The organism is Flexivirga sp. YIM B11880, from assembly GCF_058148645.1.
Window position 1 is genome coordinate 74000 of record NZ_JBMAMH010000009.1, and the last position, 24088, is coordinate 98087.

Genomic DNA, 24088 nt, shown 5'->3' on the forward strand with positions numbered 1-24088 from the left:
CATAGGGAAGTAGCCTTCCCCGCGTGCTGATCCTCCTGCCGCCGTCCGAGACCAAGACCCCACGGCACCGCGGGAAACCGCTCGATCTCGACTCCCTGTCGTTCCCCCAGCTCACCGCCGCACGCGAGAAGCTGATCGACGTCCTCGCCGAGGTGAGCGAGCGACCGGACGCCGTGGACGTCCTCGGTGTCGGGCACAGTCTGACCGGCGAGATCGCGCGCAACCGGCAGCTGCGCACCGCACCGGCCGGTCCGGTCGAGCACCTCTACACCGGCGTCCTGTATGACGCGCTCGACCTCCCGAGCCTCGACGGGCCGGCGCTGCGCCGTGCCCGGCGCTGGATCGTCGTGCAGTCCGCGCTGTTCGGCGCGCTGCGGCTCGCGGACAGGGTCCCGGCATACCGGCTCTCCATGGGCACCAACCTGCCAGGTGTGGGACCGCTCGCGGCGCACTGGCGCGGCGAACTCGTCACGCCGCTCAGCGAATTCGCCGGCAACGGGGTAGTCGTCGACTGCCGGTCCAGCACCTACGCGGCGGCGTGGACACCGACCGGCGCAACCGCCCGACGGTGGGTTCGCATCCACGTGCCGGGAGCGACGCACAACGCCAAACACACCCGGGGCCTGGTCACCCGCCATCTCGCGCAGGCCGGTGCGAGCCCGCGCACTCCGCAGGCGTTGCGGGACGTCGTCGGTGCCGCCTTCGCCGTGGAGTTGCACGAACCGCGTCGCGCCGGCACGCCGTGGGAGCTGGCCGTGACAGCACCATGACGAACCTGGTCGACCGGATCGGACCCGTCCTCGCTTTCCTCGTGTGCATCACCGTGGTCGCCGAAGTGGCCGACCGCGCAATGGTTTTCGACGTGGCAGGGCACTGGGCTGCACGACTCGCGCGCGGCCGCACCTTCGTCCTGTGGATCGTCGTCGTCGTCCTCTCGTGCGTATCGACGACGGTGCTCAGCCTTGACACGACCGCGGTGCTGTTGACGCCGGTCGTCATCACCACCGCCCGCCAGGCCCAGCTGCCGCCGCTGCCGTTCGCGTTCACGACCGTCTGGCTGGCGAACACCGCCTCACTGCTGCTGCCGGTCTCCAATCTGAGCAACCTGCTGGCCCTGCACGAGTTCGACCGGTTCGGCGGGTTCGCGGCATACCTGCGCGTCGCCTGGGCTCCGGCCCTGACCGCCATGGCCAGCACCGCCGTCGTCATCGCGGTGCTGCACCGGCGGCAACTCAGCGGCCGGTATGCCGCACCCGCGACGCCGGCGCCGACCGATCCCGTCCTGTTCCGGGTCGCGGCCGCGGTGTGTGTGCTGCTCGGTCCGGCGTTCGTCAGCGGCGTCACTCCCGCCATACCAGCTGCGATCGGGGCCGCAATCCTCCTCACAACCCTGGCGATTCGAGACCGGCCGGCGCTTCGCACTGTCGCCGTTCCGTGGCTGATGGTCGTTGCGGTCACGGTGTTGTTCGCCGCCGTGGACTACCTGCGTTCCCACGGCCTGGACACGCTGATCGCGAACCTGGTCGGCACCGGTGACTCGTTCATCGCTCTGCTGCGGGTCGCCTCGGCCGGCGGTGTCGGCGCCAACCTGGTCAACAACCTACCCGCCTATCTGGCCGCCGAAGGAGCGGCCAGCAACTCGGCGCACCGGCTGATGGCGCTGCTCGTCGGCGTCAACGCGGGCCCGATCGTCACCGTCTGGGGGTCGCTCGCGACCCTCCTCTGGCTCGGCCGCTGCAAACGCGCCCAACTCTCGATTCCGTTGGTCCGCTTCACAGTTCAGAGTGCGCTCGTCGCAGTCGTCACGGTTGTCGCCGCCACCGCGGCGCTGGCTCAGGTCTGATCGGGCCCCATCCGCCAGAAGTGATGGACCGGGCCGTGCCCGCTGCCGATGGAGAGCTCGTCCGCCGCACCCAACGCGCCGGTGAGATACGTCTTGGCGTCCCGCACCGCCGCCACCCACGACTCCCGCTGGGGGCGCAGCGCCGCGATGGCGGCGGACAGGGTGCAGCCGGTGCCGTGCGTGTTCCGCGTCGCGACCCGCGGCGCGTCCAGTTCGGTGACCCGGCCGTCGACGACCAGCAGGTCGGTGCTGTCCGGTCCCTCGAGGTGGCCGCCCTTGAGCAGCACACCGCCGGCCAGTCCGGCCAGCGCATTGGCTTGACGGGCCATGTCGCAGACGGTCCGCGCCTCGGCAGCGCCCAGCAGGTCGGCCGCCTCCGGGAGGTTCGGGGTGATCAGGTCGACCAACGGGATCAGCTTGCCGCGCAACGCATCCACCGCGTCGGGCGCCAGCAGCCGGTGCCCGCTCTTGGCAACCATCACCGGATCCAGCACGACCGGCGCGGGCGCCCGCTCGCGCAACACCCCGGCGACCGCCTCGATCACCTCGGCGGTGCCGAGCATGCCGATCTTGATCGCGTCGACCCGCACGTCGTCCAGCAGGTTGGTCAGCTGCCCGGCGACCGTCGCACCGTCGAGCTGGTGGATCGCGGCGACGCCCTGGGTGTTCTGGGTGACGACGGCGGTGACCACCGCGGTCCCGAAGGCGCCCAGCGCGGAGAACGTCTTCAGGTCGGCGCTGATGCCCGCTCCGCCGCTCGGGTCGGTGCCGGCGATCGTCACCACGGTCGGGATGTATGACGTCATCGCACGCCCTCCGCGTCGAGCAGTTGCTGAGCCGCCGCAGTGGGATCGGCCGCCGCGCAGATCGCCGAAACGACTGCGACGCCGTCCGCTCCGGCAGCACGCAGGGACGCGACCTCGGCCGACGTGATCCCGCCGATCGCGACCGTCGGCAGCGCGGTGGCGGCCACCACCTCGCGCACGCCGTCGATACCCAGCGGTGCCGCGGCGTTCGGTTTGGTCGGCGTGGCGTGCACCGGCCCGACACCGAGGTGGTCGACGGTGCCGGCCGGCCAATCCCCGATCGCCACTACCTCGGCGACCGACGACACCGAGTGCCCGATGACCAGGTCCGGCCCGGCGATGCGACGCGCATCGACCGGGTGCAGGTCTGACTGGCCGAGGTGCACACCGTCGGCACCGACCGCGAGCGCGACGTCGAGCCGGTCGTCCACGACGAACGGCACGCCGAACGCCGCAGTCACCTGCCGCAATTGCCTTGCCGTATCGAGCAGTTCACGTGTCGTGGCGTGGTGGTCGCGCAGCTGCACGATCGTCACCCCGCCCGCGAGCGCCTGCCGCACCGTCTCGACGACACCGCGCTCTCCGCAGAGGGCGCGGTCGGTCACGAGGTACAGGCGGAGGCGGTCGGCGCCGATGGCGGTCATCGAATGCGCTCCAGCTGAGCCGGTCTCAGGCCGTAGAGCGCATCCAGCAGCTCGACCGCGAAAGTGCCCGGACCGGCAGACTTCTCGATGGCGATCTCGGCGGCGATCGTCCACACGGCGGTGGCCGCGAACGCGGCCTCCGCCGGCGGTCCGCAGGCAGCAAACGCCGCCGTGATCGCACCGAGCGCACACCCCACCCCGGTGACCCGCGTCATCATCGGGTCACCGTTGGACAGCGTCAGCACGCCGTCGGCGGACACGATGTGATCGGTCGGCCCGCTCACCGCGACCGCACCCCCAGTGCGGTCGCACAAGGACCGCGCCGCGTCCACGGCCTGTTCGGTGGCGACGGTGCTGTCCACTCCCCGGCCGCCGCCGTCGGCTCCGGACAGGCTGATGATCTCCGAGGCGTTGCCGCGAATCACCGTGGGCCGCAACGGCACCAGCTCTGCCGCGACGCGGTCCCGCAGCGGCAGTCCACCGACGGCGACCGGATCGAGCACCCAGGGCGTCCCGGCAGCACCGGCCGCGCGCGCCGTAGCGACCATCGTCTCGCCCAGCGCGGGCGTCAGGGTGCCTACGTTGATCAGCACGGCATCGGCGACACCGGCGAAAACCGTTGCCTCTTCGAGATTGTCGACCATCGCGGGCGCGGCGCCCAGCGCGAGCAGCGTGTTCGCGGTGAAGCCGGTGACCACCGAGTTGGTGATGCACTGCACCAGCGGCCCACGGTCACGCACCGCCGCCAGCAGCCCGCCGAGGTCCGTCGCGGTCACCACGGCCACTGCTCCCCTCGCACTGCCGCGTCCCAGAACATCCACTCGTACCGTGTCGTCGTGCCGATGTGCGCGGCCATCTCGGCGACTGCCGCATCGGACAGCCGGCTGGTGACGCCGTCGACCACCTCGAGCATCTCGGCGACGCTCTGCGCGAACCCGGGGGCGGCATACGCCTCGATCCACCGCGCATACACCGGGTCACTGGAGCTGTCGCGCTGCAGCGCCTGCCCGACCTGCTCGTAGATCCAGTAGCACGGCAGCACCGCTGCGAGTCCCTCGTGGAACGGCCGCTGGCTGCACACGCTCAGCAGGTAGCTGGTGTAGGCCGTGGTCGCAGGCGACCTCGGCGCCGTACGCGGCCGGCCCGGGTCGAGTCCCGCCTCGGCGAGCAGGGCCGGGTGCAGCTCCAGCTCGGTCGCGACGGCGGCGCCTGCATGTGCCGCCAGCGTCGGCGCCGCTTCGGTCGGAGCCTTGGCGGCGAGCAACGACAGCGCCCTGGCGTAGTCGGCGAGATAGAGCGTGTCCTGAATGATGAAGTACCCGAACGCTTCTCGTGGGAGAGTCCCGTCAGCCAGGCCCTGGAGGAACTCGTGCGCGAGCACCCTCTTCAGACCGTCCTCCATCGGTGCTCCCAGCACCGGCCACCAGCTGTATGACGACGCCACAGACATCGCGAATCCCTTCCTCCGCCGGCATTGTCCGGCTCAGGTCGTAGCGGTCGGCGACAGATTGGTCGCCCTCTCAGCCCGGTCCGTCCGAGCTCCCGCGGGTTGTCGGCACCACCGTAGCCCCTGCCGGCGCCACGCCGTGCCGAAGGGTCAGCCCAGCGCGCGGATGACGTCCCGCACCAGGTCGTCGCGGTCCTCCAGGCCGACCGACAGGCGCAGCACACCGTCGGTGATGCCGACAGCGGCGCGCGCCTCAGCTCCCATCCGGCGATGGGTCGTCGTCGCCGGGTGCGTGATGAGCGACTTGGAATCGCCGAGGTTGTTCGAGATGTCGATGATCTCAAGGGAGTTCATGAACGCGAAGGCGTCGTCCTTACCGCCGTCGAGCTCGAAGGTCACGACAGTGCCGCCACCGGTCATCTGCCGCTGGGCGAGCTCGTACTGGGCGTGCGACTCCAGGAACGGATACCGGACCTGCCGGATGGCGGGGTGCTTCTGCAGCGCGTCGGCCAGCTGCAGCGCCGCCCGCGCCTGCGCCTCCACACGCAGCCGGAGCGTCTCCAGCCCCTTGGTCAGCAACCACGCGTTGAACGGCGACATCGACGGACCGGTGTGCCGCAGCAGGTTCTCGACCGGGCCGTGGATGTAGTCGTCGGGACCGAGGATGGCGCCGCCGAGCACCCGGCCCTGACCGTCGATGTGCTTGGTTGCCGAGTAGACCACGATGTCCGCGCCGTGCTGCAGCGGCGCCGAGAAAACGGGGGTGCCGAAGACGTTGTCGACCACGACCTTCGCCCCCGCCGCGTGCGCGTGCCGGGCGACGAACTCGATGTCGACCAGCTCCTGCATCGGGTTGCTGGGCGTCTCGAAGAACACGGCAGCCGTCGGCTCGGCGAGCGCAGCCGCCCACTGTTCGTTGTCCGGTCCGTCGACGAACACGGTCTCGACACCCCACCGCGGCAGGATCTCGTCGAGGATCACGAAGCACGACCCGAACAGTCCGCGGGCTGCGACGACCCGGTCACCAGCGCCGAGCAGTGCGGCGAGTGCGGTGAAGACCGCCCCCATGCCGGACCCCGTGGCATAGCACGCCTCCGCGCCCTCCAGCTGCCGCAGTCGCTCCTCGAAGACCGCGACGGTGGGGTTGCCGTAGCGGCTGTAGACGAAGCGGTCGACCTCGCCGGTGAACGCCGCCTCGGCGTCCTGCGCCGACTGGTAGACGAAACCCGATGTCAGATAGAGCGCCTCGGACGTCTCCTCGAAGCCGCTGCGCGCCAGACCGCCTCGCACCGCGATGGTGTCCGGTGACCAGTTGTCATCGTGTCCGATACGACTCACGTCGGTAGCTTCCCACAACCTGTCGACGCCACCGCCACGCCGGTCGAGCGTCACAACCGGCACACCCGCGACCATCCCGACTTCCGCACGCAACACGCCGAACAGTGCCGGCCGCACGACAACCCGACGCCGCGGAGACGACGACCCAAACAAGCGGCGGGTCGCAACGAACTCGTTCGTTGCCATCCGCCGCTTGTCTTGCGAGGAATCGGAGCAAAAATCTCAGCGCAGGTGGTGGGTGTCGTTGGTGTAGGCGACGCTCGCCGAGCCGTCGCCATACACGTCGATCTCGGTCAACGAGGCCGGGTCGGCGGCGATCAGCCAGGCGTGCCCCAAGCTCAGCCCCAGCAGCGAACGCAGGACGACGAGGATCGGCATCCGGTGCGTCGCGACGATCACGGTGCCACCACGGGCGACGGCCCGCTCGCGGGCGGCCTTCACCCGCTCGGTCAGCTCGCGGTGGGTCTCACCGCCCTCGATGCGGAAGTCCTCCTCGGCGCGCATTCGCGCGGGGTCACCCGGATAGCGCTCACCGATCTCGGGGTAGCTCAGGCCGTCCCACGCACCGAACGCCTGCTCGTCCCAGTCCGCGTCGACGATCGGCTCGACGCCGAGCGCACGTGCCGCGGCCTCCCCCGTCTGCCGGGCCCGGGCCAGCGAGGACGTCACGATCGACACCGGACCGGTGACCAGTTCGGCGAGCGCCTTCGCGGCGCGCTCGGCCTGCTCGGTGCCGAGCTCGTTGAGGCCGGGGTCGGATCCGCCGCGGCCGTCCAACCGGCCACTGACGGTGAAGTCGGTGACGCCGTGCCGCAGCAGGATCAGCCGGGACGCGACCGGCCGGGCCGGCAGGGACGGCCGTGACTCGCCGGTCGACGTGCTCGACTCACCGGTCGAGGTGCTCGGCTGCTCGGCGTCCTGCCGCCACAGGTCCCGCTCGACGTGCTTGCCGTCCATGCCGTCGTTGGACAACTTGTCGGCAGCCTTGTTCTGCGCCCGCGGGATCCAGGTCCACTCGACGACGCCGCCGCCGGCGGCTCGCAGCTCTCGCACGATCTCCTCTGCCTCGCCGGCGAGACGTCGCATGTCCTCGTGCTTGATCTTCCAGCGCCCGGCCATCTGCTCGATGACCAGCCGGGAGTCCATCCGGACCGTCACCTGCGCGCCTTCGTCGATCTGCTGGGCAGCCCGCAGGCCGGCGATCAGCCCCTGGTATTCGGCGACGTTGTTGCTGGCCTTGCCGAGCGGTGCCGCCCGCTCGGCGAGCAGCGACCGGTCCTGTGCGTCCCGCACCAGCGCGCCGTACCCGGCGACACCCGGGTTGCCGCGGGATCCGCCGTCGGCCTCGACAATCAGCGCACGCGTCATCTGCGTCTAGAGCCCCGACTCGGCGGTGCGGATAAGAATCCGGCGGCACTCCTCACAGCGCAGCACCTCGTCCTCCGGCGCCGACCGGATCCGCGACAACTCGGCCTGACCGAGCTCCAGGCCGCAGCCGCTGCACCGCTTCTGCTGCAGGGCCGCGGCCGCCACCCCGCCCATCTGGTCGCGCAGCTTCTCGTAGAGCGGGAGCAATTCGGCGCCCACGCCCGCTGCCACGTCGGCGCGCTCCCGCTGCACGCGCTCGCGCTCGCTCTCGATCTCGGCGAGCGCGGCGTCCCGGTCGGAAGTCAGCCGCTCGACCGCCGCCGCGGCCTCCTGCTGCGCGGTCTCCTTGGCCTGCAACTCCCCCTGCAGGCTCTCGGCACGCTCCATGACCTCCAGCTCGACGTCCTCGAGCTCGGCCTGCCGACGGGCCAGCGTCTCCAGCTCGTGCTGCAGGTTCTGCAACTCCTTGGCGGTGCCGGTGCCGCTCTCGAGTCGGGTGCGGTCGCGGTCGGCGCGGTCGCAGACCAGTTGCACGTCGGCGTCTGCCTTGCTGACCGCACGCTCGTTGTCCTGCACCGCGGTGCGCGCGAGGACGACATCCTCCTGCAGCCGGGCGGCCGCCGCCGTCGCCTCGGCCAGCTGCACCTGCACCGGCAGGGTGCGCTCCCGGTGGGCGAGCTGGTCGAGCCGGGTGTCGAGTTTCTGCAGGTCCAGCAGTCGCCACTGCTTGGTCAGATCAGCCTTCACGTGAGCTCACTGTTCCTTGTCGTCGGTCGTTGCCGGGCGCTCGGTGGGCACCACGAAGTCCCAAGGGTCCGTGCGCAACTGCGACACGGTCGTCTCCACGTCATACCTTTGCTCGCGCAGTGCCCCGCGCACGCGGTCGGCGCAGCCGGCCAGCCAGAGCCATTCGGTCGCCCAGTGCCCCGCGTCGATGAGGTATGGCGCGCCGCCACGCGCCTCCTCCCGCGCCTCCAACGCCGGATGGTGCCGCAGATCAGCGGTCACGTAGACGTCGGCGCCGCTGCGCCGGACCGCGTCGAACCTGCTGTCCCCGGCGCCGCCCTGGACGGCCACCCGGCGCACGGTCGCGTCCGGGTCACCGCTCACCCGCAGCCCGGCCGGCGCGGCCGGGAGCGCGTCCGCGAGGCGTCGCGCGTAGGCACCCAGCGTGGTGGGTTCGGCCAGGTCGCCGACCTTGCCGATCGGCTGGCCGTCCTCCTCGTCCAGCGGCCCGGCGTCGCCCGGCAGGCCGCAGGCCGCTGCGAGGGCATCGTTGACCCCTGGCGTCGCCACGTCGGCGTTGGTGTGCGCACAGTAGAGCGCGATGTCCGCGACGACGAGGGTCGTCACCGCGGTGCCCTTGGCGGTCGTCGTCGCGACGGAGTGCACGCCCCGCAACAGCAGCGGGTGATGCGTCACCAGCAGGTCGGCGCCCGCCTCCCGGGCCTCCTCGATCACCGACAGCGTCGGGTCCACCGCGAAGTGCACCAGCCGCACGGTCTGCTCGGGGTCACCGGTCACCAGACCAACCCGGTCCCATCCGGCGGCCGTGTGCTGCGGATAGAACCGGTCGAGCACCCGCACGGTGTCCGCGAGGGTGGGACTGGTCACGGAGTGCCTCTCTTGCGATGCCGATGAGGGTGCGGTCGGAGCTGGGTGGGCCCGGCCGGGATCGAACCGACGACAGCCGCGGTGTAAACGCGGTGCTCTACCAACTGAGCTACAGGCCCGCGAACGGCGCAGCGGCCGCGGCGCCCGACATTCTGCCAGCCGGTGACGACCGGGCAAACTCGGGCAGCGCGACGGCTACAACGCCGCGAGTGCGTCGCGGTAACCGGCGAAGTCCCGCGCCTCGCCCGGACCGTTGATCTGCGACCAGCGCACGACCCCGCCGCGGTCGACGAGGAAGGTGCCGCGGATCGCCATACCGGCATCGGCGTTGAAGACTCCGTAAGCGGTCGCGACGTCCCCGTGCGGCCAGAAGTCGGACAGCAACTCGAAGTCGTAGCGCTGGGCGTCCGCCCAGGCACGCAGGGTGAACATCGGGTCGCAGGAGATCGCGAGCACGTCCGCGGCGCCGTCGCCGGTGAAGCCGGCGAGATCGTCGCGGATGTCGCACAGTTCGCCGGTGCAGATCCCCGACCAGGCGAACGGGTAGAACACCAGCAGCACCGGCTTGTCCGCGCTGCGTTCGGCGAGCGACACGTCTTCTCCGTGCTGGTTCTTCAGCGTGAAGTCGGGTGCGGCGGAGCCGACGGCGATTGCGTCGCTGATCGCTGTCATCGCTGTTTTGCCACGCCGCCCTGCACGAGCTTCGTCGCGATCCACTCCTCGCCGGCGCGGGTGGACGTGCCGGCCTTGAGGCCCGCGGTCTGCGCGGCCTCGGCGATGTCGCTGGCGTCGACGTGGTCGGGGTGGCCGGCCCCAGGGACGAGCAGCACGATGAATCCCTTGTCGGCCAGGTTGGTCAGGGCGTCGACGCAGTCATCGATGAGGTCGCCGTCCCCGTCGCGCCACCACAGCACGACGGCATCGACGACTCCGTCGTAGTCCTCGTCCTCCAGAGCGGATCCGGTGAGTTCCTCGATCTGGTCACGGACGGCGTCGTCGACGTCTTCGTCCCAGCCGAGTTCTTGTACCACCTGGTCTTTTTCGAAGCCGAGTTTCTCGGCCAGTGCGGTTTTCGGGGCCCCAATTGCCATGGGCGTAGTTCACTAGGAAGTGCGGCCGTTTGCAACCGGAGCGGGCATTTCACGGATGACCCGACCGGCGCATCGGACAGACGAACGCCGGCTCACCGCCCCGAGCAGGTATGCCGGGGCGGTGAGCCGGTGCCGTCAGGGCCGCGACCTACCAGGCCTGGCCGGGGTCGTAGGCGGAACTCTTGTCGACGTCCTCGGAGCGCTTGATCGTCGCCTCGATCAGTCCGTAGGGACGGTCGTCCGCGTGGTGGACCTCGCAGTTGTTCTCGACACCGAACGGGCTCAGGTCGATCACGAAGTGGTGCTTGTTGGGGCAGCTGAACCGCACCTCGGCCACGCTGGGGGCTGCGTCGAGCACGGCGCTGCCCATCTCCCACAGGGTGTGCTGCAGGGCGTAGCTGTATGCCGCGGCGAAGCTGCTGGTGATCGCGTCCTTCACCCCGTCGAACGCCTTGCCCCAGTCGACGTCGGTGCCCTCGTGCGCCCACTGGGCGGTCACGGCGGTGGCCATGATGCGGTCGTTCGTCGGCTGCAGGGTGGTGTACTTGTCCTGGTAGAAGCCGTGGAACTCCGAGTCCGTGGTCTTCAGCACGGTGAGTTCCTTCAGACCGCTGACCACGCTGGTGTCGTCGGCGTTCTTGGTGACGGTCACGGTGCGCACGTAGTCGCCGTTCTTGACGAACGCGTGGGGGTTGTCGTGCGAGCGGTCCCAGGGGAACGCCTCGACGTTGATCCGGACACCGCTGACCTGCGGCACCTGGATGAAGTGCTCGGCAAGGGCGAGCGCGAACGACTCCGGCTCCCGGACCGCGTCACCGGCTTCCTTGGCGAACGAGTTGACGGTGTTCTTGCAGGCGTCGGTGGTCAGCACCTTGGCCTGGTTGCCGGTCTGGTGCGCATCGTCGAAATCGCCGGTCAGCGACACCGAGACGTTGTAATCGACCAGGTCGTGCGGCGCGTCCGGGTTGTCGCGGAAGACGCGCACGACGTGGACTTCGGCCTTGCCGTATTGGTTGTGCCCGAGCACATAGGACATGAGGATCAGCTCCCTCTATAGGTGGAGAACGCGAACGGACTCAGTAGCAATGGCACGTGGTAGTGCCGGTCTTCGTCGACGACGAAGGTGATCGCCACCTCGGGATAGAAGGCCCGGACCCCGGCACGCTCGAAGAAGCTGCCGGTGGCGAAGACGATGCGGTAGGTGCCCTGCCGGAGCCCGTCGGGCACCAGGCCGGAGACGCGGCCGTCATCGTCGGTGGTGCCGGATCCGACGGGCGACCCATCGGATCCGGCACCGGTCTGTGCGAACACCGTCACGTCGACACCGGCAGCCGGTGCTCCGTTGACGGCGTCCAGAACATGGGTGGACAGCGTGGAGTTCATCGAACTACCTTCCATCGTCCGGGGCCCCCGCGAAGTATTCGGGGGAGCGAAGCGGAGGAGAAACTTCGTGGGGTTTGAAGGTTCCTTCGAGGCGGAGGCGGGTGATCTGGCGCAACTGCTCGCGCACCTCGTCCTGTTCGTCGGCCGGGTCGTTGCCGAGCCGGCGCTGCAACTCCGCCAGGATCTCGCGCGGCGAGCGGCCGGCCGCCCGGATCAGGAAGACGCGGTCGAAGCGGTCCTCGTAGTCCTTGTTGCCCTGCAGGATCTGCGCGGCGACCTGCTCGTCGGCCGACTGCATGGCCGACTGCTCGGAGCGCGAGAGCTGGTCGGCCGCGCCGTCGCCGCTCACGCGGTCGCCGATCCGCGGGTGGCCGGCCAGCGCCGCGTCCAGGTCGGCAACCGTGAGGCCGGCGAAGACCCGATCGGACGCAGTCAGCAGCCCGTCGAGGTCCTCGTAGGGCCGACCTGCCGTGACCTCGCGGGCCCAGCGCTGACTGCTGCACAGCGGCAGGAGGGTGCGGAGTGCGTCGTTGTCCGAAGCCTCGTTGAGCTCGGCGAGAGTATTCCGCTTTGTGGAAGTTGTATTCCGCATGTAGAAAGAATGCGTTGTCGTGTCGCTCATGTCAAGGGCCTGTGCCGAACGAGCCGGTGTCAGCCGGCCAGCTGGGTGGCGATCTCCCCGGCCGCCTCGCGCAGCACCGGTATCGCGCGCTCGCGCAACACGTCCGTCATCCGGGAGGCGGGCCCGGAGATGGACAGCGCCAGGTTGGAGTCACCGCCGAGCACCGGGAGCGCCATACAGACGACGCCCTCCTCCATCTCGCCGAACTCGTGCGCGATGCCCTGCTCGCGCACCTGCGCGAGCTGGTCGATGAACTCCTCCGGATCGGTGATGGTTGCGGCCGTCATCGGTGGCATGCCGACCCGGCCCAGAATGGTGCGCACCTCGTCGTCGCCGAGCTGCGCGAGCAGCGCCTTGCCGGCCGCCCGGCAGTGCGGGTGCACGTGCTGGCCCAGCTCGGTGAACATCCGCATCGCGCGCGGCGACGGCGCCTGCCCGACATACACCAGCATGTCGCCGTCGAGGGCGGCCAGGTTGGCGCTCTCGCCGACCCGGCGGACGACGTCGGCGAGCATTGAGCTGCTCCGCGAACCGAACGCGTCCAGCGCGGCGTTGCCGAGCGGGATCAGCCGCGATCCGAGCGCATATCGGCGATCGGGCAGCTGCCGCAGGTAGTTGCGGTCCACCAGGGTCCGGACCAGCCGGTGGATGGTGGGCATGGGAAGGCCGGAGGCGGCACTGACCTCGACGAGCGCCATCTCACCGCCGGCGCGATCGATCAGCTCGAGAATGTCGAGCGCTCGGCCCACCGACTGCACGCCGCCGGGGCGGCTCTGCTGTGTCATGACGACTCCTCTACGGTCCTGTATTCGCCAACATGGAATTTATACTCCATAATACGGAATATTGGCTGAAAAGGAGCGACCGTGTCCGACTTCCGCACCGCACTCACCGAGCGTCTCGACGAAGCGCTCGGCGACGCCGATGCCGCACTCGTGCGTCATTATCCCGGGCCGCCGACCGGCCGTCATCCCGTGCACACCGTCTACCTGCCGGCCGACCGCTGCACCGCCGACGACGTGCGCGCGTTCGCTGCGACGGCACGCGAACTGCTCGCGTCATACGCACCGACCGCAGCCGAACTCGCCCGCGCCACCGGCGAGCCCGAGGATGACGTCGCCGCCGTCTACGACCGGATCGTGGCCAAGCTGGAGCAGGAGCCGATCGAGGACCTGCGCGCCGACTTCGAGGACGGCTACGGCGTGCGGTCCGACGACGCCGAGGACCGCCACCTCGCCGACGTGCTCGCCGGCTTCGCCGAGCTCGCCAAGACCGACGAGTTGCCGCAGTGGCACGGCATCCGGTTCAAGTCGTTCGAGGCGCCGACCCGGGCGCGCGGCGTGCGCACCCTGGTCGACTACCAGCGCGGTATGACGGACGCCGGCCTCCTGCCGGGCAACGTCCTGACCCTGCCGAAGGTGACCAGCGTCGACCAGGCAACCGCGATGGACACCGCGTGCGCGGCACTCGAAGAGGAGCTCGGACTCCTTTCAGGCAGTGTGGCTTTCGAGATCCAGGTGGAGACGCCGCAGGCGATCCTGGCCGGCGACGGCACCGCCGCGGTCGCCCGGATGGTGCACGCGGCCCCCGGCCGGGTCAGCTCGCTCGTCTACGGCACCTTCGACTACAGCGCAGGGCTCGGCATCGCAGCCGCCTACCAAGCACTGGACCACCCGGCTGCCGACCACGCCAAGGCCGTCATGCAGGTCGCCGCCGCACAGACCGGCACCCACATCTGCGACGGGTCGACCAACGTCGTGGCCTTCGGCGACCGCGAGTCCGCGCACGCGACGTGGCGGCTGCACACCGGCCTGGTCACCCGGTCCCTGGTGCGCGGCATCTATCAGGGCTGGGACATGCACCCGGGCCACCTGGTCTCTCGATACCTCGCGAACTTCCTCTTCTTCCGCCGGGCGCTGCCGAGTGCGACGGCGCGGCTGGCGGCATACGTCCAGCAGACCTCCGGTGGCGACGTGATGGACGAGCCGGCCACCGCCCGCATGCTGGCGGCGGCGCTGCTGCGCGGCGTGCACTGCGGCGCCGTCGGCGCCGACGAGGTCGAATCTAGTTGCCGTCTCACGGTTTCCCAGCTCACCGAGCTGACACGTTAAAGGACAGGAGCGACAATGACGCAGTACTACACGCCCCGGGGAGGGTTGCCCGCACAGACGGAGCTGACCACCGACCGGTCGATCTTCACCGAGGCCTACGCGGTGCTCCCCCGCCGCACGATGAGCGACATCACCACCAGCCGGCTGCCGTTCTGGGACAACACGCGCCTGTGGGTCATCGCGCGTCCGCTCACCGGGTTCAGCGAGACCTTCTCCCAGTACATCGTCGAGGTCGGTCCGGGTGGCGGGAGCGACCGGCCGGACACCAACCCGGACGCCGAGAGCGTCCTCTTCGTCGTCGACGGCGAGCTGCGACTCGACCTCGCCGGCACCGAACACCGCCTCCCTGCCGGTGGTTACGCCTTCCTGGCGCCGGGCGAGACCTGGACGCTGCACAACGACACCGACGCCACCGCGACGTTCCACTGGATCCGCAAGCGGTATGCCGTCGTCGACGGCATCGACGTGCCCGAGTCGTTCGTGACCCACGAGGACGACGTCGAGATCGGCATGATGCCCGACACCAATGACGCCTGGGGCACGCAGCGCTTTGCGGACCCCGACGACGTACGACACGACATGCACGTCAACATCGTGACCTTCGAGCCGGGCGGCGCCATCCCCTTCCCCGAGACGCACGTCATGGAGCACGGCCTCTACGTCCTCGAGGGCAAGGCCGTCTACCTGCTCAACAAGGACTGGGTCGAGGTCCAGGAGGGCGACTTCATGTGGCTGCGCGCCTTCTGTCCGCAGGCCTGCTACGCCGGTGGACCGGGGCGGTTCCGCTACCTGCTCTACAAGGACGTGCACCGCCACGCGCCGCTGAACCTCCCCTGATTCGACAGCCATTCACTACTGACCAGTAACCGAGACCCCCAACGCTTCCCCTCGGACGAGGTGGAAGATGGAATCAACCGGAAATCCCGAGAAAACGACATCGCGGTCGCGACACAAGATGCGACACGTGCATGAGAGGAGCCACTCATGGCGCGCGAGGACGCAGGACCGATCCTCAACGGCATACCCAGCCAACTGCCGGACATCGACCCCGAGGAGACCGAGGAGTGGTTGGCCTCGCTCGATGGGCTGATCGATGAGGTCGGGCAGACCCGGGCTCGCTACATCATGCTCAAGTTGCTCGAGCGATCCCGGGAGCGGCGGATCGGTGTGCCCTCACTGACCGCCACCGACTACATCAACACCATCAGCCCGGAGGCCGAACCCTGGTTCCCCGGCGACGAAGAGGTGGAGCGCCGCTACCGTGCCTGGATGCGGTGGAACGCCGCCGTCATGGTGCACCGCGCGCAGCGGCCCGGCGTCGGAGTCGGCGGGCACATCTCCACCTACGCCTCGGCAGCAACTCTCTACGAGGTCGGCTTCAACCACTTCTTCCGCGGCAAGGCCCACCCGGGCGGCGGCGACCAGGTCTTCTTCCAGGGCCACGCCTCCCCGGGCATGTACGCCCGCGCCTTCCTCGAAGGACGTCTCTCGACCGACCAGCTCGACGGCTTCCGGCAGGAGCACTCACACATCGTCCAGGGTCAGCGCCTCGGCCTGCCGTCATACCCGCACCCGCGGAACATGCCCGACTTCTGGGAGTTCCCGACCGTGTCCATGGGTATCGGCCCGATGAACGCGATCTACCAGGCGCAGTTCAACAAGTACCTCCACGGCCGCGGTCTCAAGGACACCAGCCAGCAGCACGTCTGGGCGTTCCTGGGCGACGGTGAGATGGACGAGCCGGAGTCCCGCGGTCTGCTGCAGCTGGCGGCCAACGAGGAGCTGGACAACCTCACCTTCGTCATCAACTGCAACCTGCAGCGGCTCGACGGCCCGGTGCGCGGCAACGGCAAGATCATCCAGGAGCTGGAGAGCTTCTTCCGCGGGGCCGGCTGGAACGTCATCAAGTGCATCTGGGGTCGTGGCTGGGACCCGCTGCTCGCCGCCGACCGCGACGGCGCGCTGGTCAACGTCATGAACACCACCCGCGACGGTGACTACCAGACGTTCCGGGCCAATGACGGCGCCTACGTGCGGGAGCACTTCTTCGGTCGTGACCCGCGCACCCGCGAGCTCGTCAAGGACTGGACCGACGATGACATCTGGTGGAAGCTCAAGCGGGGTGGGCACGACTACCGCAAGGTGTATGCCGCCTACCAGGCCGCCGTCGAACACAACGGCCAGCCGACCGTGGTCCTGGTCAAGACGATCAAGGGCTACAGCCTGGGCACGCACTTCGCCGGGCGCAACGCGACCCACCAGATGAAGAAGCTGACGCTGCAGGACCTGAAGGACTTCCGCGACTCGCTGAAGATCCCGATCAGTGACGCGGTGCTCGAGGACAACCCCTACCTGCCGCCCTACTACCACCCCGGTGAGGACGACCCGGCGATCCAGTACATGCGCGAGCGGCGCAGCAAGCTCGGCGGTGCCGTGCCGGACCGGCGGCACACCGCCAGTGCGCTGAAACTGCCTGACGAGAAAGCTTATTCAGCGGCGAAGAAGGGTTCGGGCAAGCAGGAGATCGCCACCACGATGGCGTTCGTGCGCATCCTGAAGGACATGATGCGCGACAAGGAGTTCGGCAAGCACGTCGTGCCGGTCATCCCGGACGAGGCGCGCACCTTCGGCATGGACTCCTTCTTCCCGACGTCGAAGATCTACAACCCGCACGGCCAGCAGTACACCTCGGTCGACGCGGAGCTGATGCTCGCCTACAAGGAGGCCACCAACGGCCAGATCCTGCACCTGGGCATCAACGAGTCCGGCTCGGTCGCCGCGTTCACCGCGGCCGGCACCTCATACGCGACGCACGGCCTGCCGATGGTGCCGATCTACATCTTCTACTCGATGTTCGGCTTCCAGCGGACCGCCGACTTCATCTGGGCGGCCGCCGACCAGATGAGCCGCGGCTTCCTGATCGGCGCAACCGCCGGCCGCACCACTCTCACCGGTGAGGGCCTGCAGCACGCCGACGGGCACTCGCTGCTCCTCGCCGCGACCAATCCTGCTGTCGTTGCCTACGATCCGGCATACGGCTACGAGATCGCGCACATCGTCCAGGACGGGCTGCGGCGGATGTTCGGCGACAACGCCGAGAACGTCATCTACTACCTGACCGTCTACAACGAGCCGATGCAGCAGCCGGCCGAGCCGGAGAACGCCGACGTCGAAGGCATCCTGCGCGGCATCCACCTGGTGGCCGAGGGTGACACCTCCGGTGCCGACAACGCGCCGCGTGCCCAGCTGCTCGCCTCCGGCGTCGGTGTGCCGTGGGCGCTCGAGGCCCAGCAGCTGCTCAAGGAGGACTGGGGTGTCGTGGCCGATGTCTGGTCGGTGACGTCCTGGAACGAGTTGCGCCGCGACGGTGAGGCGTGCGACGAGCTGCGCTTCCTGCACCCGGACGCCGAGCAGCAGGTCCCGTTCATCACCCAGAAGCTGCAGGGCCGCCCTGGGCCGGTGGTGGCGGTGTCCGACTGGATGCGCTCGGTGCAGGAGCAGATCCGTCCCTGGGTGCCCGGCGACTACGTCACCCTCGGCGCGGACGGCTTCGGCTTCAGCGACACCCGCGCTGCGGCGCGCCGCGTGTTCCACATCGACGGCCCGTCGATGGTGGTGCGCACGCTGCAGGAGCTTGCCTCGCGCGGCGAGGTCGACCCCGGCCTGGCCCGCCAGGCGGCCGACAAGTACGACCTGCTCAACCCGCAGGCCGGCACCAGCGGCAACGCGGGCGGCGACGCCTGACACTGCCTGCCCCCGAGCGCCTCGCACCGATCCGTCGTTGCGAGGCGCTCGCCGTGTCCGGCCCTTACGCTTGGCGCATGTCCACAACCACCGGGCAGCAACTCGAACGCAGCGCCGACCTGCTGTCCACCGCCGCCATCGCCCGGCTCGACGAGAGCTACGGCTGGTATCGGCGGCTGCCGGCCGACGAGCGCTCGTGGGTGGGGCTGGTCGCGCAGGCCGGCATCGCGGCGTTCATCGCGTGGTATCGGGCGCCGGAGGCGACGCCGGCCATGCCGATCGACGTCTTCGCCACCGCGCCGCGTGAGCTGACCCGCAGCATCGCGCTGCAGCAGACGCTGCAGATGGTGCGTACCGCCATCGACGTCGTCGAGGAGCACGTGCCGCAGCTCGCGGCGGCCGGCGAGGAACACCAGCTGCGCGAAGCGGTGCTCACCTATTCGCGCGAGATCGCCTTCGCCGCCGCGCACGTCTACGCCCAGGCGGCCGAGTCCCGCGGCGCCTGGGACGCCCGCCTCGAGGCCCTGGTCGTGGACGCCGTGCTGCGCGCCGAGGCCGACGACGCCCTCAGCTCGCGGGTGGCCGCCCTCGGCTGGAACGACGTGCGCGGCGTCGTCGTGATCGCCGGTGCCGCGCCACCCGGCCCGGGCACGGAGGCCCTGGATGCTTTGCGGCGCAAGGCAGCTCATGAGGGGCTGGTCGCACTCGCCTCGGTGCAGCGCAACCTGCTGATCGCCATCCTCGGCGGCGTGGACGACGGACTCGCGATCGCGGATGACCTCCAGGGGCACTGGGGCGGCGGACCGGTCGTCGTCGGCCCACGCGTCCCCCATCTGTATGCCGCCGGCCGAAGCGCCCGGGCCGCGCTCTCCGGATACACGGCCGCGGCGGCCTGGCCGCAGGCCCCTCGTCCCTGCGCGGCCGGCGAGCTGCTCCCCGAACGCGCCCTCGCCGGCGACACCCGCGCCCGCCGGACGCTCGTCGACAAGGTCACCCGCCCACTGCGCGACCGCCCCGGGCTGCGAGACACCGTGCCGGCATACCTCGACCACGGCGGGCTGGAGGCCACGTCACGGGCGCTCTTCGTGCACCCGAACACGGTGCGCTACCGGCTGGGGCGGATCGCCGAACTCACCGGTTACGACCTGACCGACAGCCGGGACGCGTTCGCGGTGCGGCTCGCGCTCGCGCTCTCCCGCTTGTGAGCTGAGAGTGCCTTTTTGGAGGTTTCCTCCAAAGAAGGCCGGTGAGCTTCGTCGGATTCGGTGACGCCATGAGCCGCCCGCATCCGGCACAGTAGAAGCGTGCTAGCGATCGTCTGCCCTGGACAGGGCTCGCAAACCCCCGGTTTCCTCGCACCCTGGCTGGAGCTGCCCGGGTTCGCCGAACACCTCCAGCGGCTCGCGAAGGTCTCCGACAGCGACCTCGTCGCCCACGGCACGACCTCCGACGCCGAGACCATCAAGGACACGGCCGTCGCCCAGCCGCTCATCGTGGCGTCCGGTCTCGGCACCCTCGGCGCACTTCTCGACGGCGCGCCGGTTCCGTCCGGCGCCGTGCTGGCCGGTCACTCGGTCGGTGAGATCACCGCGGCTGCGGCCGCGGGTGTGCTGAGCGAGAGCGACGCGATGAGCTTCGTCACCCAGCGCGGACGAGGTATGGCGCGCGCCGCCGCTGCCACCCCCACCGGCATGGCGGCGGTGCTCGGCGGTGCCGAGGACGAGGTGCTGGCGGTGCTGGAGTCGCACGGCCTCACCCCCGCCAACCGCAACGGCGCGGGGCAGATCGTGGCGGCCGGCACCCTGGAGCAACTGGCGGCCCTGCAGGAGACGCCGCCGCCGAAGGCCCGCGTCATACCGCTGCAGGTGGCGGGCGCCTTCCACACCGAACACATGGCCCCGGCGGTGGACGAATTGCGCAGCCACGCCGCCACGCTCACCGCTCACGACCCGCAGGTCACCCTGCTGTCCAACAAGGACGGCGGCGCCGTCACGAGCGGCCAGGAGGTGCTCGACCGGCTCGTCGCCCAGGTCGCGGGCCCGGTCCGGTGGGACGCGGCCATGCAGACGATGATCGATCTCGGCGTCACCGGCCTCATCGAACTCTGCCCGGCGGGCACGCTCGTCGGCCTGGCCAAGCGCGGCATGCGCGGCGTCGCAAGCGTCGCCGTCAAGACCCCCGACGACCTCGACAACGCCCGTGAGCTGATCCGCGAGCACACGACCGAAGGAAACTGATCCCATGACCGTGCAGCCGAAGCACACCGGCATCATCTCCTCCCCCGGCGGGAGCCGCTACTCACGCATCCTCGGCGTCGGCGGCTACCGGCCCGAGCGGGTGGTGACCAACGAGGAGGTCTGCACCTGGATCGACTCCTCCGACCAGTGGATCCAGGAGCGCTCCGGGATCAAGACCCGGCGCTTCGCCCGCGAGGACGAGTCGGTGGTCGACATGGCCGAGGAGGCCGCCCGGCCGGCGCTGGAGATGGCCGGCATCACGCCGGATCAGATCGGCGCGATCGTCATGGCGACGATCAGCCACCCCTTCCAAACCCCCGCGGCCGCACCGCTGCTCGCCGTCCGCCTGGGCGCGCAGGGTGTGCCGGCGTTCGACATCTCCGCCGCCTGTGCGGGCTACTGCTATGCCATCGCGACGGCCAGCGACATGGTGCGGGCCGGCAGCGCCGACTACGTGCTGGTCATCGGCGTGGAGAAGCTGTCGCAGTGGACCTACCGGCACGACCGCGGCACGTCGTTCATTCTGGCCGACGGCGCCGGCGCGGCCGTGGTCGGACCGTCCGATGTGCCGCGCATCGGCCCGACCGTCTGGGGCTCCGACGGCGAGAAGTGGTCGGCGATCCAGCAACGCGTCGGCTGGGACGAGATCCGCCGGATCTGGGAGCACGTCGAGGCGACCGGCGAGGAGCCGGACTACAGCAAATTCGAGGTCGCCAACATCGCCGAGGCGTCGACCATGGCGATGGCCGGTCAGTCCGTCTTCCGCTGGGCGGTCTGGGGTATGGCGCCCGTCGCCCAGCAGGCGCTCGACAAGGCGGGGATCACCGCGGACGACCTCGACGCGTTCATCCCGCACCAGGCGAACATGCGGATCATCGACGCGATGATCAAACAGCTGAAACTGCCGGAGGACATCCCGGTCGCGCGAGACATCGCCGAGACCGGCAACACCTCCGCCGCCTCGATCCCCCTCGCCACCGAACGCATGCTGCGCGAGGGCGAGGTCCCGCACGGCGGCCTCGCGCTGCAGATCGGCTTCGGTGCCGGGCTGGTCTATGCGGCCCAGGTCATCGAGTTGCCCTAGCCCACCCCACGAAGTTCGACTCCCCCGCTTCGCTCCTCCGTCGATACTTCGCGAGGACCCCGGCTAGAGTCGATCCCGAACGACTTCCCGCGGCCCGGCGGGTCATCCGGGTCAGCCCCCACGGGAGAACCCAACGCAAAAGGAGCATTGACATGGCGCAGAGCGAGCAGGAGATCCTGCAGGGCCTTGCCGACATCGTGAACGAAGAGACCGGCGTGGACGCCGCCGACGTCCAGTTGGACAAGTCGTTCACCGAGGACCTCGACATCGACTCGCTGTCCATGATGACGATCGTCGTCAACGCCGAGGAGAAGTTCGGCGTGCGCATCCCCGACGACGACGTCAAGAACCTCACGACCGTCGGCGACGCCGTCAAGTACATCCAGAACGCCCAGGGCTGAGCTACGCCTCGTACCTCGGCTGCAGCTCTGCCCTGGTTGTGCCCTCGGGCCTTCGGCCGTGCTGAGCTACGCCTCGTACCTCGGCTGCAGCTCTGCCCTGGTCGTGCCCTCGGGCCTTCGGCCGTGCTGAGCTACGCCTCGTACCTCGGCTGCAGCTCTGCCCTGGTTGTGCCCTCGGGCCTTCGGCCGTGCTGAGCTACGCCTCGTACCTCGGCTGCAGCTCTGCCCTGGTCGTGCCCTCGGGCCTTCGGCCGTGCTGAGCTACGCCTCGTACCTCGGCCGCAGCTCTGCTGCAGCTGTGCCCGCGGTGCTGCTCCCACGAGTAGCACCGCGGGCAACGCATTTCGTCATACCTTTGAACCACCTTCCTAGGAGCCCCGTTTCATGACCGCAGACAAGCGCGTCGTCATCACCGGCCTCGGCGCCACCACGCCGGTCGGTGGCACGGCCCCCGAAACCTGGGAGGCCCTGCTTGCCGGCGAATCCGGTGCCAAGCCACTGCCGGCCGAGTGGCTCGAGCGTTACGAATTGCCCGTCACCTTCGCCGCCAGCCTCAAGCAGGATCCGAGCGAGGTGCTGCCCAAGGTCGAGATCCGCCGGGCGGACCCGTTCGCGCAATACGCGATGATCGCCGCCCGTGAGGCGTGGCAGGACGCCGGCGCGCCGGACGTCGAGCCCGAGCGCCTGCTCGCGGCGATCGGCACCGGCATCGGCGGCGTCCACACCTTGCTGGACCAATACGATGTCCTGAAGGAGAAGGGCCCGCGGCGGGTCTACCCGCTGACCGTCCCGATGCTGATGCCCAACGCGGCGTCCGGCAACGTCTCGCTGGAGTTCAAGGCGCGCGCCGGCGCCCACACCGCCGTGTCGGCCTGCGCCTCCGGCGCCGAGTCCATGGGGATGGCGGCCAACATGATCCGCGAGGGCCGCGCCGACGTCGCGATCGCGGGCGGCACCGAAGCCGCCATCCACCCGTTGCCGATCGCCGGGTTCGCTGCGGCTCAGGCACTCTCCCGCCGCAACGACGACCCGAAGGGTGCCTCACGACCCTGGGCCACCGACCGCGACGGCTTCCTGCTCGGCGAAGGAGCCGGCGTGGTGGTGCTCGAGTCCTACGAGCACGCCGTCGCGCGCGGCGCCAAGATCTACGCCGAGTTCGCGGGTCTCGGTATGTCGGCCGACGCCTACCACATCACCGCCGGTGACCCGGAGGGCGTGGCGCAGGCCCGCGCGATGAACGAGGCGATCGACGCCGCCGGCCTGACACCGGCGGACATCGCGCACGTCAACGCGCACGCGACGTCGACGCCGGTCGGCGACAAGGCCGAGATCATTTCGATCAAGCGGGCTTTCGGCGATGCCTTCGACGACGTCTGCCTGACCGGCACCAAGTCGATGACCGGTCATCTGCTCGGCGCCGCCGGTGCCATCGAGGCCGTCATCCTGGCGCAGACGGTCCACGACCGAGTCGTGCCGCAGACCATCAACGTCACCGAGGTGGACCCGGAGATCGACGCCGACCTGGTCATCGACGGCAACCGCAAGCTGCCCGACGGCGACCTCGCCGCCATGAGCAACGCGTTCGGCTTCGGCGGCCACAACATCGCGATCGTGCTGAAGTCGGTCTGATCGAGCGGCATCCGACCGCATCGAGCGGCGTAGAGAGTCACCTGGATTCGCTACGCCGCTCGATCGTTCACCCTGCCGGTCAATTCGCGTGCGGGACGCGTGGGCTCAGGAAACCCGGTGCAACCACCGCACCGGCGCGCCCTCGCCGGCATACCGGAACGGCTCGAGCTCCTGGTCCCAGGCGACGCCGAGCAGCTCGGCCATCTCGGCACGGAACAGTTCCGGGTCGCCGTTGCTCGCCGCGAGCGCGGCACGCAACCGGTCCTCGGGCACGACCGCATCCCCCGACGCGGAGGTCCAGGTGTGGTGGATGCCCAACGACGGCGTGTGCGACCAACGCGAGCCGTCACAGCCAGGGCTGGGCTCCTCGGTGACCTCGTAGCGCACGTCTGCCCAGCCACGCAGCGCGCTGGCGAGCTTGGCGCCGGTGCCGGGTTCACCCATCCAGGACAGCTCGGTGCGCAGCGTGCCCGGTGCGACCGGCTGCTTGATCCACTCGATGGGTGCGGCAGCGCCGAGGACGCTCTCCAGCGCCCATCCGATGTGCGGACACAGCGCAGCAGGGGTGGAGTGCACGAACACCACCCCGCGGGTCACGGCGCGCGCGTTTGCGGCAGACATCCGGGCCTCCTGACGAATTGCGAGGGACGTCTTCCCCAACGACCTCGCGTGCGGTGGTCCGGCATGCGCCGTGCGCCTTGTGCGGTTCTGTCGCCTATTGTGCCT

General features: G+C 69.8%; 25 protein-coding genes, 1 tRNA gene and 1 riboswitch. Of the genes, 10 read left to right on the forward strand and 16 right to left on the reverse strand.

Features of this window, described 5'->3' with window-relative positions:
• The first annotated feature begins 23 nt into the window (after positions 1-23).
• Together ACN8HC_RS13785 and ACN8HC_RS13790 are read left to right on the forward strand one after the other, a co-directional pair.
• Positions 24-770 (forward strand): YaaA family protein, encoded by a 747-nt coding sequence (locus ACN8HC_RS13785; protein ID WP_490075413.1) that lies wholly within the window; start codon positions 24-26, stop codon positions 768-770.
• Complete coding sequence (locus ACN8HC_RS13790; RefSeq protein WP_490075414.1) at positions 767-1843, forward strand: SLC13 family permease; 1077 nt, start codon at positions 767-769, stop codon at positions 1841-1843. The genes ACN8HC_RS13785 and ACN8HC_RS13790 overlap by 4 nt, the downstream gene beginning before the upstream one ends.
• Here ACN8HC_RS13790 and thiD read toward each other — a convergent pair.
• The 15 genes from thiD to ACN8HC_RS13865 all read right to left on the reverse strand — a co-directional run bounded on the left by thiD (position 1834) and on the right by ACN8HC_RS13865 (position 12941).
• Positions 1834-2649 (reverse strand): bifunctional hydroxymethylpyrimidine kinase/phosphomethylpyrimidine kinase, encoded by an 816-nt coding sequence (gene thiD / locus ACN8HC_RS13795; RefSeq protein ID WP_490075415.1) that lies wholly within the window; start codon positions 2647-2649, stop codon positions 1834-1836. The two genes, ACN8HC_RS13790 and thiD, sit on opposite strands and share 10 nt — an antisense overlap.
• Positions 2646-3293 carry a thiamine phosphate synthase gene (thiE, locus tag ACN8HC_RS13800; RefSeq protein WP_490075416.1) on the reverse strand — a complete coding sequence of 216 codons (648 nt, stop codon included), beginning with the start codon at positions 3291-3293 and terminating at the stop codon, positions 2646-2648. Before thiE ends, thiD begins: the two co-directional genes overlap by 4 nt.
• On the reverse strand, positions 3290-4069 hold the full coding sequence (gene thiM, locus ACN8HC_RS13805; protein WP_490075417.1) for a hydroxyethylthiazole kinase: 780 nt from the start codon (positions 4067-4069) through the stop codon (positions 3290-3292). Before thiM ends, thiE begins: the two co-directional genes overlap by 4 nt.
• Positions 4066-4743, reverse strand: a complete 678-nt coding sequence (tenA, locus tag ACN8HC_RS13810) for a thiaminase II (protein ID WP_490075418.1) — start codon at positions 4741-4743, stop codon at positions 4066-4068. Before tenA ends, thiM begins: the two co-directional genes overlap by 4 nt.
• Positions 4737-4849, reverse strand: a riboswitch (TPP riboswitch). (Overlaps the previous gene by 7 nt.)
• Positions 4850-4890: 41 nt before the next feature.
• Positions 4891-6078, reverse strand: a complete 1188-nt coding sequence (locus tag ACN8HC_RS13815) for an O-succinylhomoserine sulfhydrylase (protein ID WP_490075419.1) — start codon at positions 6076-6078, stop codon at positions 4891-4893.
• A gap of 222 nt (positions 6079-6300) precedes the next feature.
• Positions 6301-7446 (reverse strand): bifunctional RNase H/acid phosphatase, encoded by a 1146-nt coding sequence (locus tag ACN8HC_RS13820; RefSeq protein WP_490075420.1) that lies wholly within the window; start codon positions 7444-7446, stop codon positions 6301-6303.
• Between the two features lie 6 nt (positions 7447-7452).
• A complete protein-coding gene (locus ACN8HC_RS13825) occupies positions 7453-8193 on the reverse strand; it encodes a zinc ribbon domain-containing protein (RefSeq protein WP_490075421.1) in 741 nt (246 codons plus the stop codon).
• Positions 8194-8199: 6 nt separating this feature from the next.
• Positions 8200-9060 carry a Nif3-like dinuclear metal center hexameric protein gene (locus ACN8HC_RS13830; protein ID WP_490075422.1) on the reverse strand — a complete coding sequence of 287 codons (861 nt, stop codon included), beginning with the start codon at positions 9058-9060 and terminating at the stop codon, positions 8200-8202.
• A gap of 46 nt (positions 9061-9106) precedes the next feature.
• Positions 9107-9179 (reverse strand) — tRNA-Val (locus ACN8HC_RS13835).
• Between the two features lie 76 nt (positions 9180-9255).
• Positions 9256-9732: a peroxiredoxin gene (locus ACN8HC_RS13840; protein ID WP_490075423.1), complete on the reverse strand. Its 477-nt coding sequence runs from the start codon at positions 9730-9732 to the stop codon at positions 9256-9258.
• Positions 9729-10151: a DUF3052 domain-containing protein gene (locus ACN8HC_RS13845; protein ID WP_490075424.1), complete on the reverse strand. Its 423-nt coding sequence runs from the start codon at positions 10149-10151 to the stop codon at positions 9729-9731. The genes ACN8HC_RS13840 and ACN8HC_RS13845 overlap by 4 nt, the downstream gene beginning before the upstream one ends.
• A gap of 148 nt (positions 10152-10299) precedes the next feature.
• Positions 10300-11187: a factor-independent urate hydroxylase gene (pucL, locus tag ACN8HC_RS13850; RefSeq protein WP_490075425.1), complete on the reverse strand. Its 888-nt coding sequence runs from the start codon at positions 11185-11187 to the stop codon at positions 10300-10302.
• A gap of 5 nt (positions 11188-11192) precedes the next feature.
• Positions 11193-11534, reverse strand: a complete 342-nt coding sequence (gene uraH / locus ACN8HC_RS13855) for a hydroxyisourate hydrolase (RefSeq protein WP_490075426.1) — start codon at positions 11532-11534, stop codon at positions 11193-11195.
• 4 nt (positions 11535-11538) lie between these two features.
• Positions 11539-12126: a 2-oxo-4-hydroxy-4-carboxy-5-ureidoimidazoline decarboxylase gene (gene uraD, locus ACN8HC_RS13860; RefSeq protein ID WP_490075427.1), complete on the reverse strand. Its 588-nt coding sequence runs from the start codon at positions 12124-12126 to the stop codon at positions 11539-11541.
• A 59-nt stretch (positions 12127-12185) separates the two neighbouring features.
• Positions 12186-12941: an IclR family transcriptional regulator gene (locus ACN8HC_RS13865; protein ID WP_490075428.1), complete on the reverse strand. Its 756-nt coding sequence runs from the start codon at positions 12939-12941 to the stop codon at positions 12186-12188.
• An 81-nt stretch (positions 12942-13022) separates the two neighbouring features.
• On the opposite strand from ACN8HC_RS13865, the gene ACN8HC_RS13870 reads away from it, so the two are divergent.
• From ACN8HC_RS13870 to fabF, 8 genes are all read left to right on the forward strand, one after another.
• Positions 13023-14267: a DUF6986 family protein gene (locus ACN8HC_RS13870; protein WP_490075429.1), complete on the forward strand. Its 1245-nt coding sequence runs from the start codon at positions 13023-13025 to the stop codon at positions 14265-14267.
• Positions 14268-14282: 15 nt separating this feature from the next.
• Entirely contained in the window at positions 14283-15104 is an 822-nt protein-coding gene (locus ACN8HC_RS13875) for a bifunctional allantoicase/(S)-ureidoglycine aminohydrolase (protein ID WP_490075430.1), read from the forward strand.
• A 147-nt stretch (positions 15105-15251) separates the two neighbouring features.
• Positions 15252-18011 (forward strand): pyruvate dehydrogenase (acetyl-transferring), homodimeric type, encoded by a 2760-nt coding sequence (aceE, locus tag ACN8HC_RS13880; RefSeq protein ID WP_490075431.1) that lies wholly within the window; start codon positions 15252-15254, stop codon positions 18009-18011.
• Positions 18012-18088: 77 nt separating this feature from the next.
• Positions 18089-19216 (forward strand): PucR family transcriptional regulator, encoded by a 1128-nt coding sequence (locus ACN8HC_RS13885; protein WP_490075432.1) that lies wholly within the window; start codon positions 18089-18091, stop codon positions 19214-19216.
• Positions 19217-19315: 99 nt separating this feature from the next.
• A complete protein-coding gene (locus ACN8HC_RS13890) occupies positions 19316-20248 on the forward strand; it encodes an ACP S-malonyltransferase (RefSeq protein WP_490075433.1) in 933 nt (310 codons plus the stop codon).
• A gap of 4 nt (positions 20249-20252) precedes the next feature.
• On the forward strand, positions 20253-21332 hold the full coding sequence (locus tag ACN8HC_RS13895) for a beta-ketoacyl-ACP synthase III (RefSeq protein ID WP_490075434.1): 1080 nt from the start codon (positions 20253-20255) through the stop codon (positions 21330-21332).
• A gap of 152 nt (positions 21333-21484) precedes the next feature.
• The gene (locus tag ACN8HC_RS13900) at positions 21485-21733 is read left to right on the forward strand and encodes an acyl carrier protein (protein WP_183319463.1); all 249 of its coding nucleotides are present in this window, start codon (positions 21485-21487) and stop codon (positions 21731-21733) included.
• A 384-nt stretch (positions 21734-22117) separates the two neighbouring features.
• A complete protein-coding gene (gene fabF, locus ACN8HC_RS13905; protein WP_490075435.1) occupies positions 22118-23362 on the forward strand; it encodes a beta-ketoacyl-ACP synthase II in 1245 nt (414 codons plus the stop codon).
• Between the two features lie 105 nt (positions 23363-23467).
• On the opposite strand, the gene ACN8HC_RS13910 is transcribed toward fabF, so the two are convergent.
• Positions 23468-23983 (reverse strand): DUF3145 domain-containing protein, encoded by a 516-nt coding sequence (locus tag ACN8HC_RS13910; protein ID WP_490075436.1) that lies wholly within the window; start codon positions 23981-23983, stop codon positions 23468-23470.
• Between the last annotated feature and the right edge of the window lie 105 nt (positions 23984-24088).

Excerpts from the sequence above, each read along its gene's own strand:
- fabF (WP_490075435.1), top strand. The coding sequence starts at position 22,118 with ATGACCGCAGACAAGCGCGTCGTCATCACCGGCCTCGGCGCCACCACG.
- ACN8HC_RS13820 (WP_490075420.1), bottom strand. The coding sequence starts at position 7,446 with ATGACGCGTGCGCTGATTGTCGAGGCCGACGGCGGATCCCGCGGCAAC.
- tenA (WP_490075418.1), bottom strand. The coding sequence starts at position 4,743 with ATGTCTGTGGCGTCGTCATACAGCTGGTGGCCGGTGCTGGGAGCACCG.
- ACN8HC_RS13875 (WP_490075430.1), top strand. The coding sequence starts at position 14,283 with ATGACGCAGTACTACACGCCCCGGGGAGGGTTGCCCGCACAGACGGAG.
- ACN8HC_RS13895 (WP_490075434.1), top strand. The coding sequence starts at position 20,253 with ATGACCGTGCAGCCGAAGCACACCGGCATCATCTCCTCCCCCGGCGGG.
- ACN8HC_RS13885 (WP_490075432.1), top strand. The coding sequence starts at position 18,089 with ATGTCCACAACCACCGGGCAGCAACTCGAACGCAGCGCCGACCTGCTG.
- ACN8HC_RS13845 (WP_490075424.1), bottom strand. The coding sequence starts at position 10,151 with ATGGCAATTGGGGCCCCGAAAACCGCACTGGCCGAGAAACTCGGCTTC.
- uraH (WP_490075426.1), bottom strand. The coding sequence starts at position 11,534 with ATGAACTCCACGCTGTCCACCCATGTTCTGGACGCCGTCAACGGAGCA.
- ACN8HC_RS13790 (WP_490075414.1), top strand. The coding sequence starts at position 767 with ATGACGAACCTGGTCGACCGGATCGGACCCGTCCTCGCTTTCCTCGTG.
- aceE (WP_490075431.1), top strand. The coding sequence starts at position 15,252 with ATGGCGCGCGAGGACGCAGGACCGATCCTCAACGGCATACCCAGCCAA.
- ACN8HC_RS13865 (WP_490075428.1), bottom strand. The coding sequence starts at position 12,941 with ATGACACAGCAGAGCCGCCCCGGCGGCGTGCAGTCGGTGGGCCGAGCG.
- uraD (WP_490075427.1), bottom strand. The coding sequence starts at position 12,126 with ATGCGGAATACAACTTCCACAAAGCGGAATACTCTCGCCGAGCTCAAC.
- thiE (WP_490075416.1), bottom strand. The coding sequence starts at position 3,293 with ATGACCGCCATCGGCGCCGACCGCCTCCGCCTGTACCTCGTGACCGAC.
- pucL (WP_490075425.1), bottom strand. The coding sequence starts at position 11,187 with ATGTCCTATGTGCTCGGGCACAACCAATACGGCAAGGCCGAAGTCCAC.
- ACN8HC_RS13900 (WP_183319463.1), top strand. The coding sequence starts at position 21,485 with ATGGCGCAGAGCGAGCAGGAGATCCTGCAGGGCCTTGCCGACATCGTG.
- thiD (WP_490075415.1), bottom strand. The coding sequence starts at position 2,649 with ATGACGTCATACATCCCGACCGTGGTGACGATCGCCGGCACCGACCCG.
- ACN8HC_RS13910 (WP_490075436.1), bottom strand. The coding sequence starts at position 23,983 with ATGTCTGCCGCAAACGCGCGCGCCGTGACCCGCGGGGTGGTGTTCGTG.
- ACN8HC_RS13840 (WP_490075423.1), bottom strand. The coding sequence starts at position 9,732 with ATGACAGCGATCAGCGACGCAATCGCCGTCGGCTCCGCCGCACCCGAC.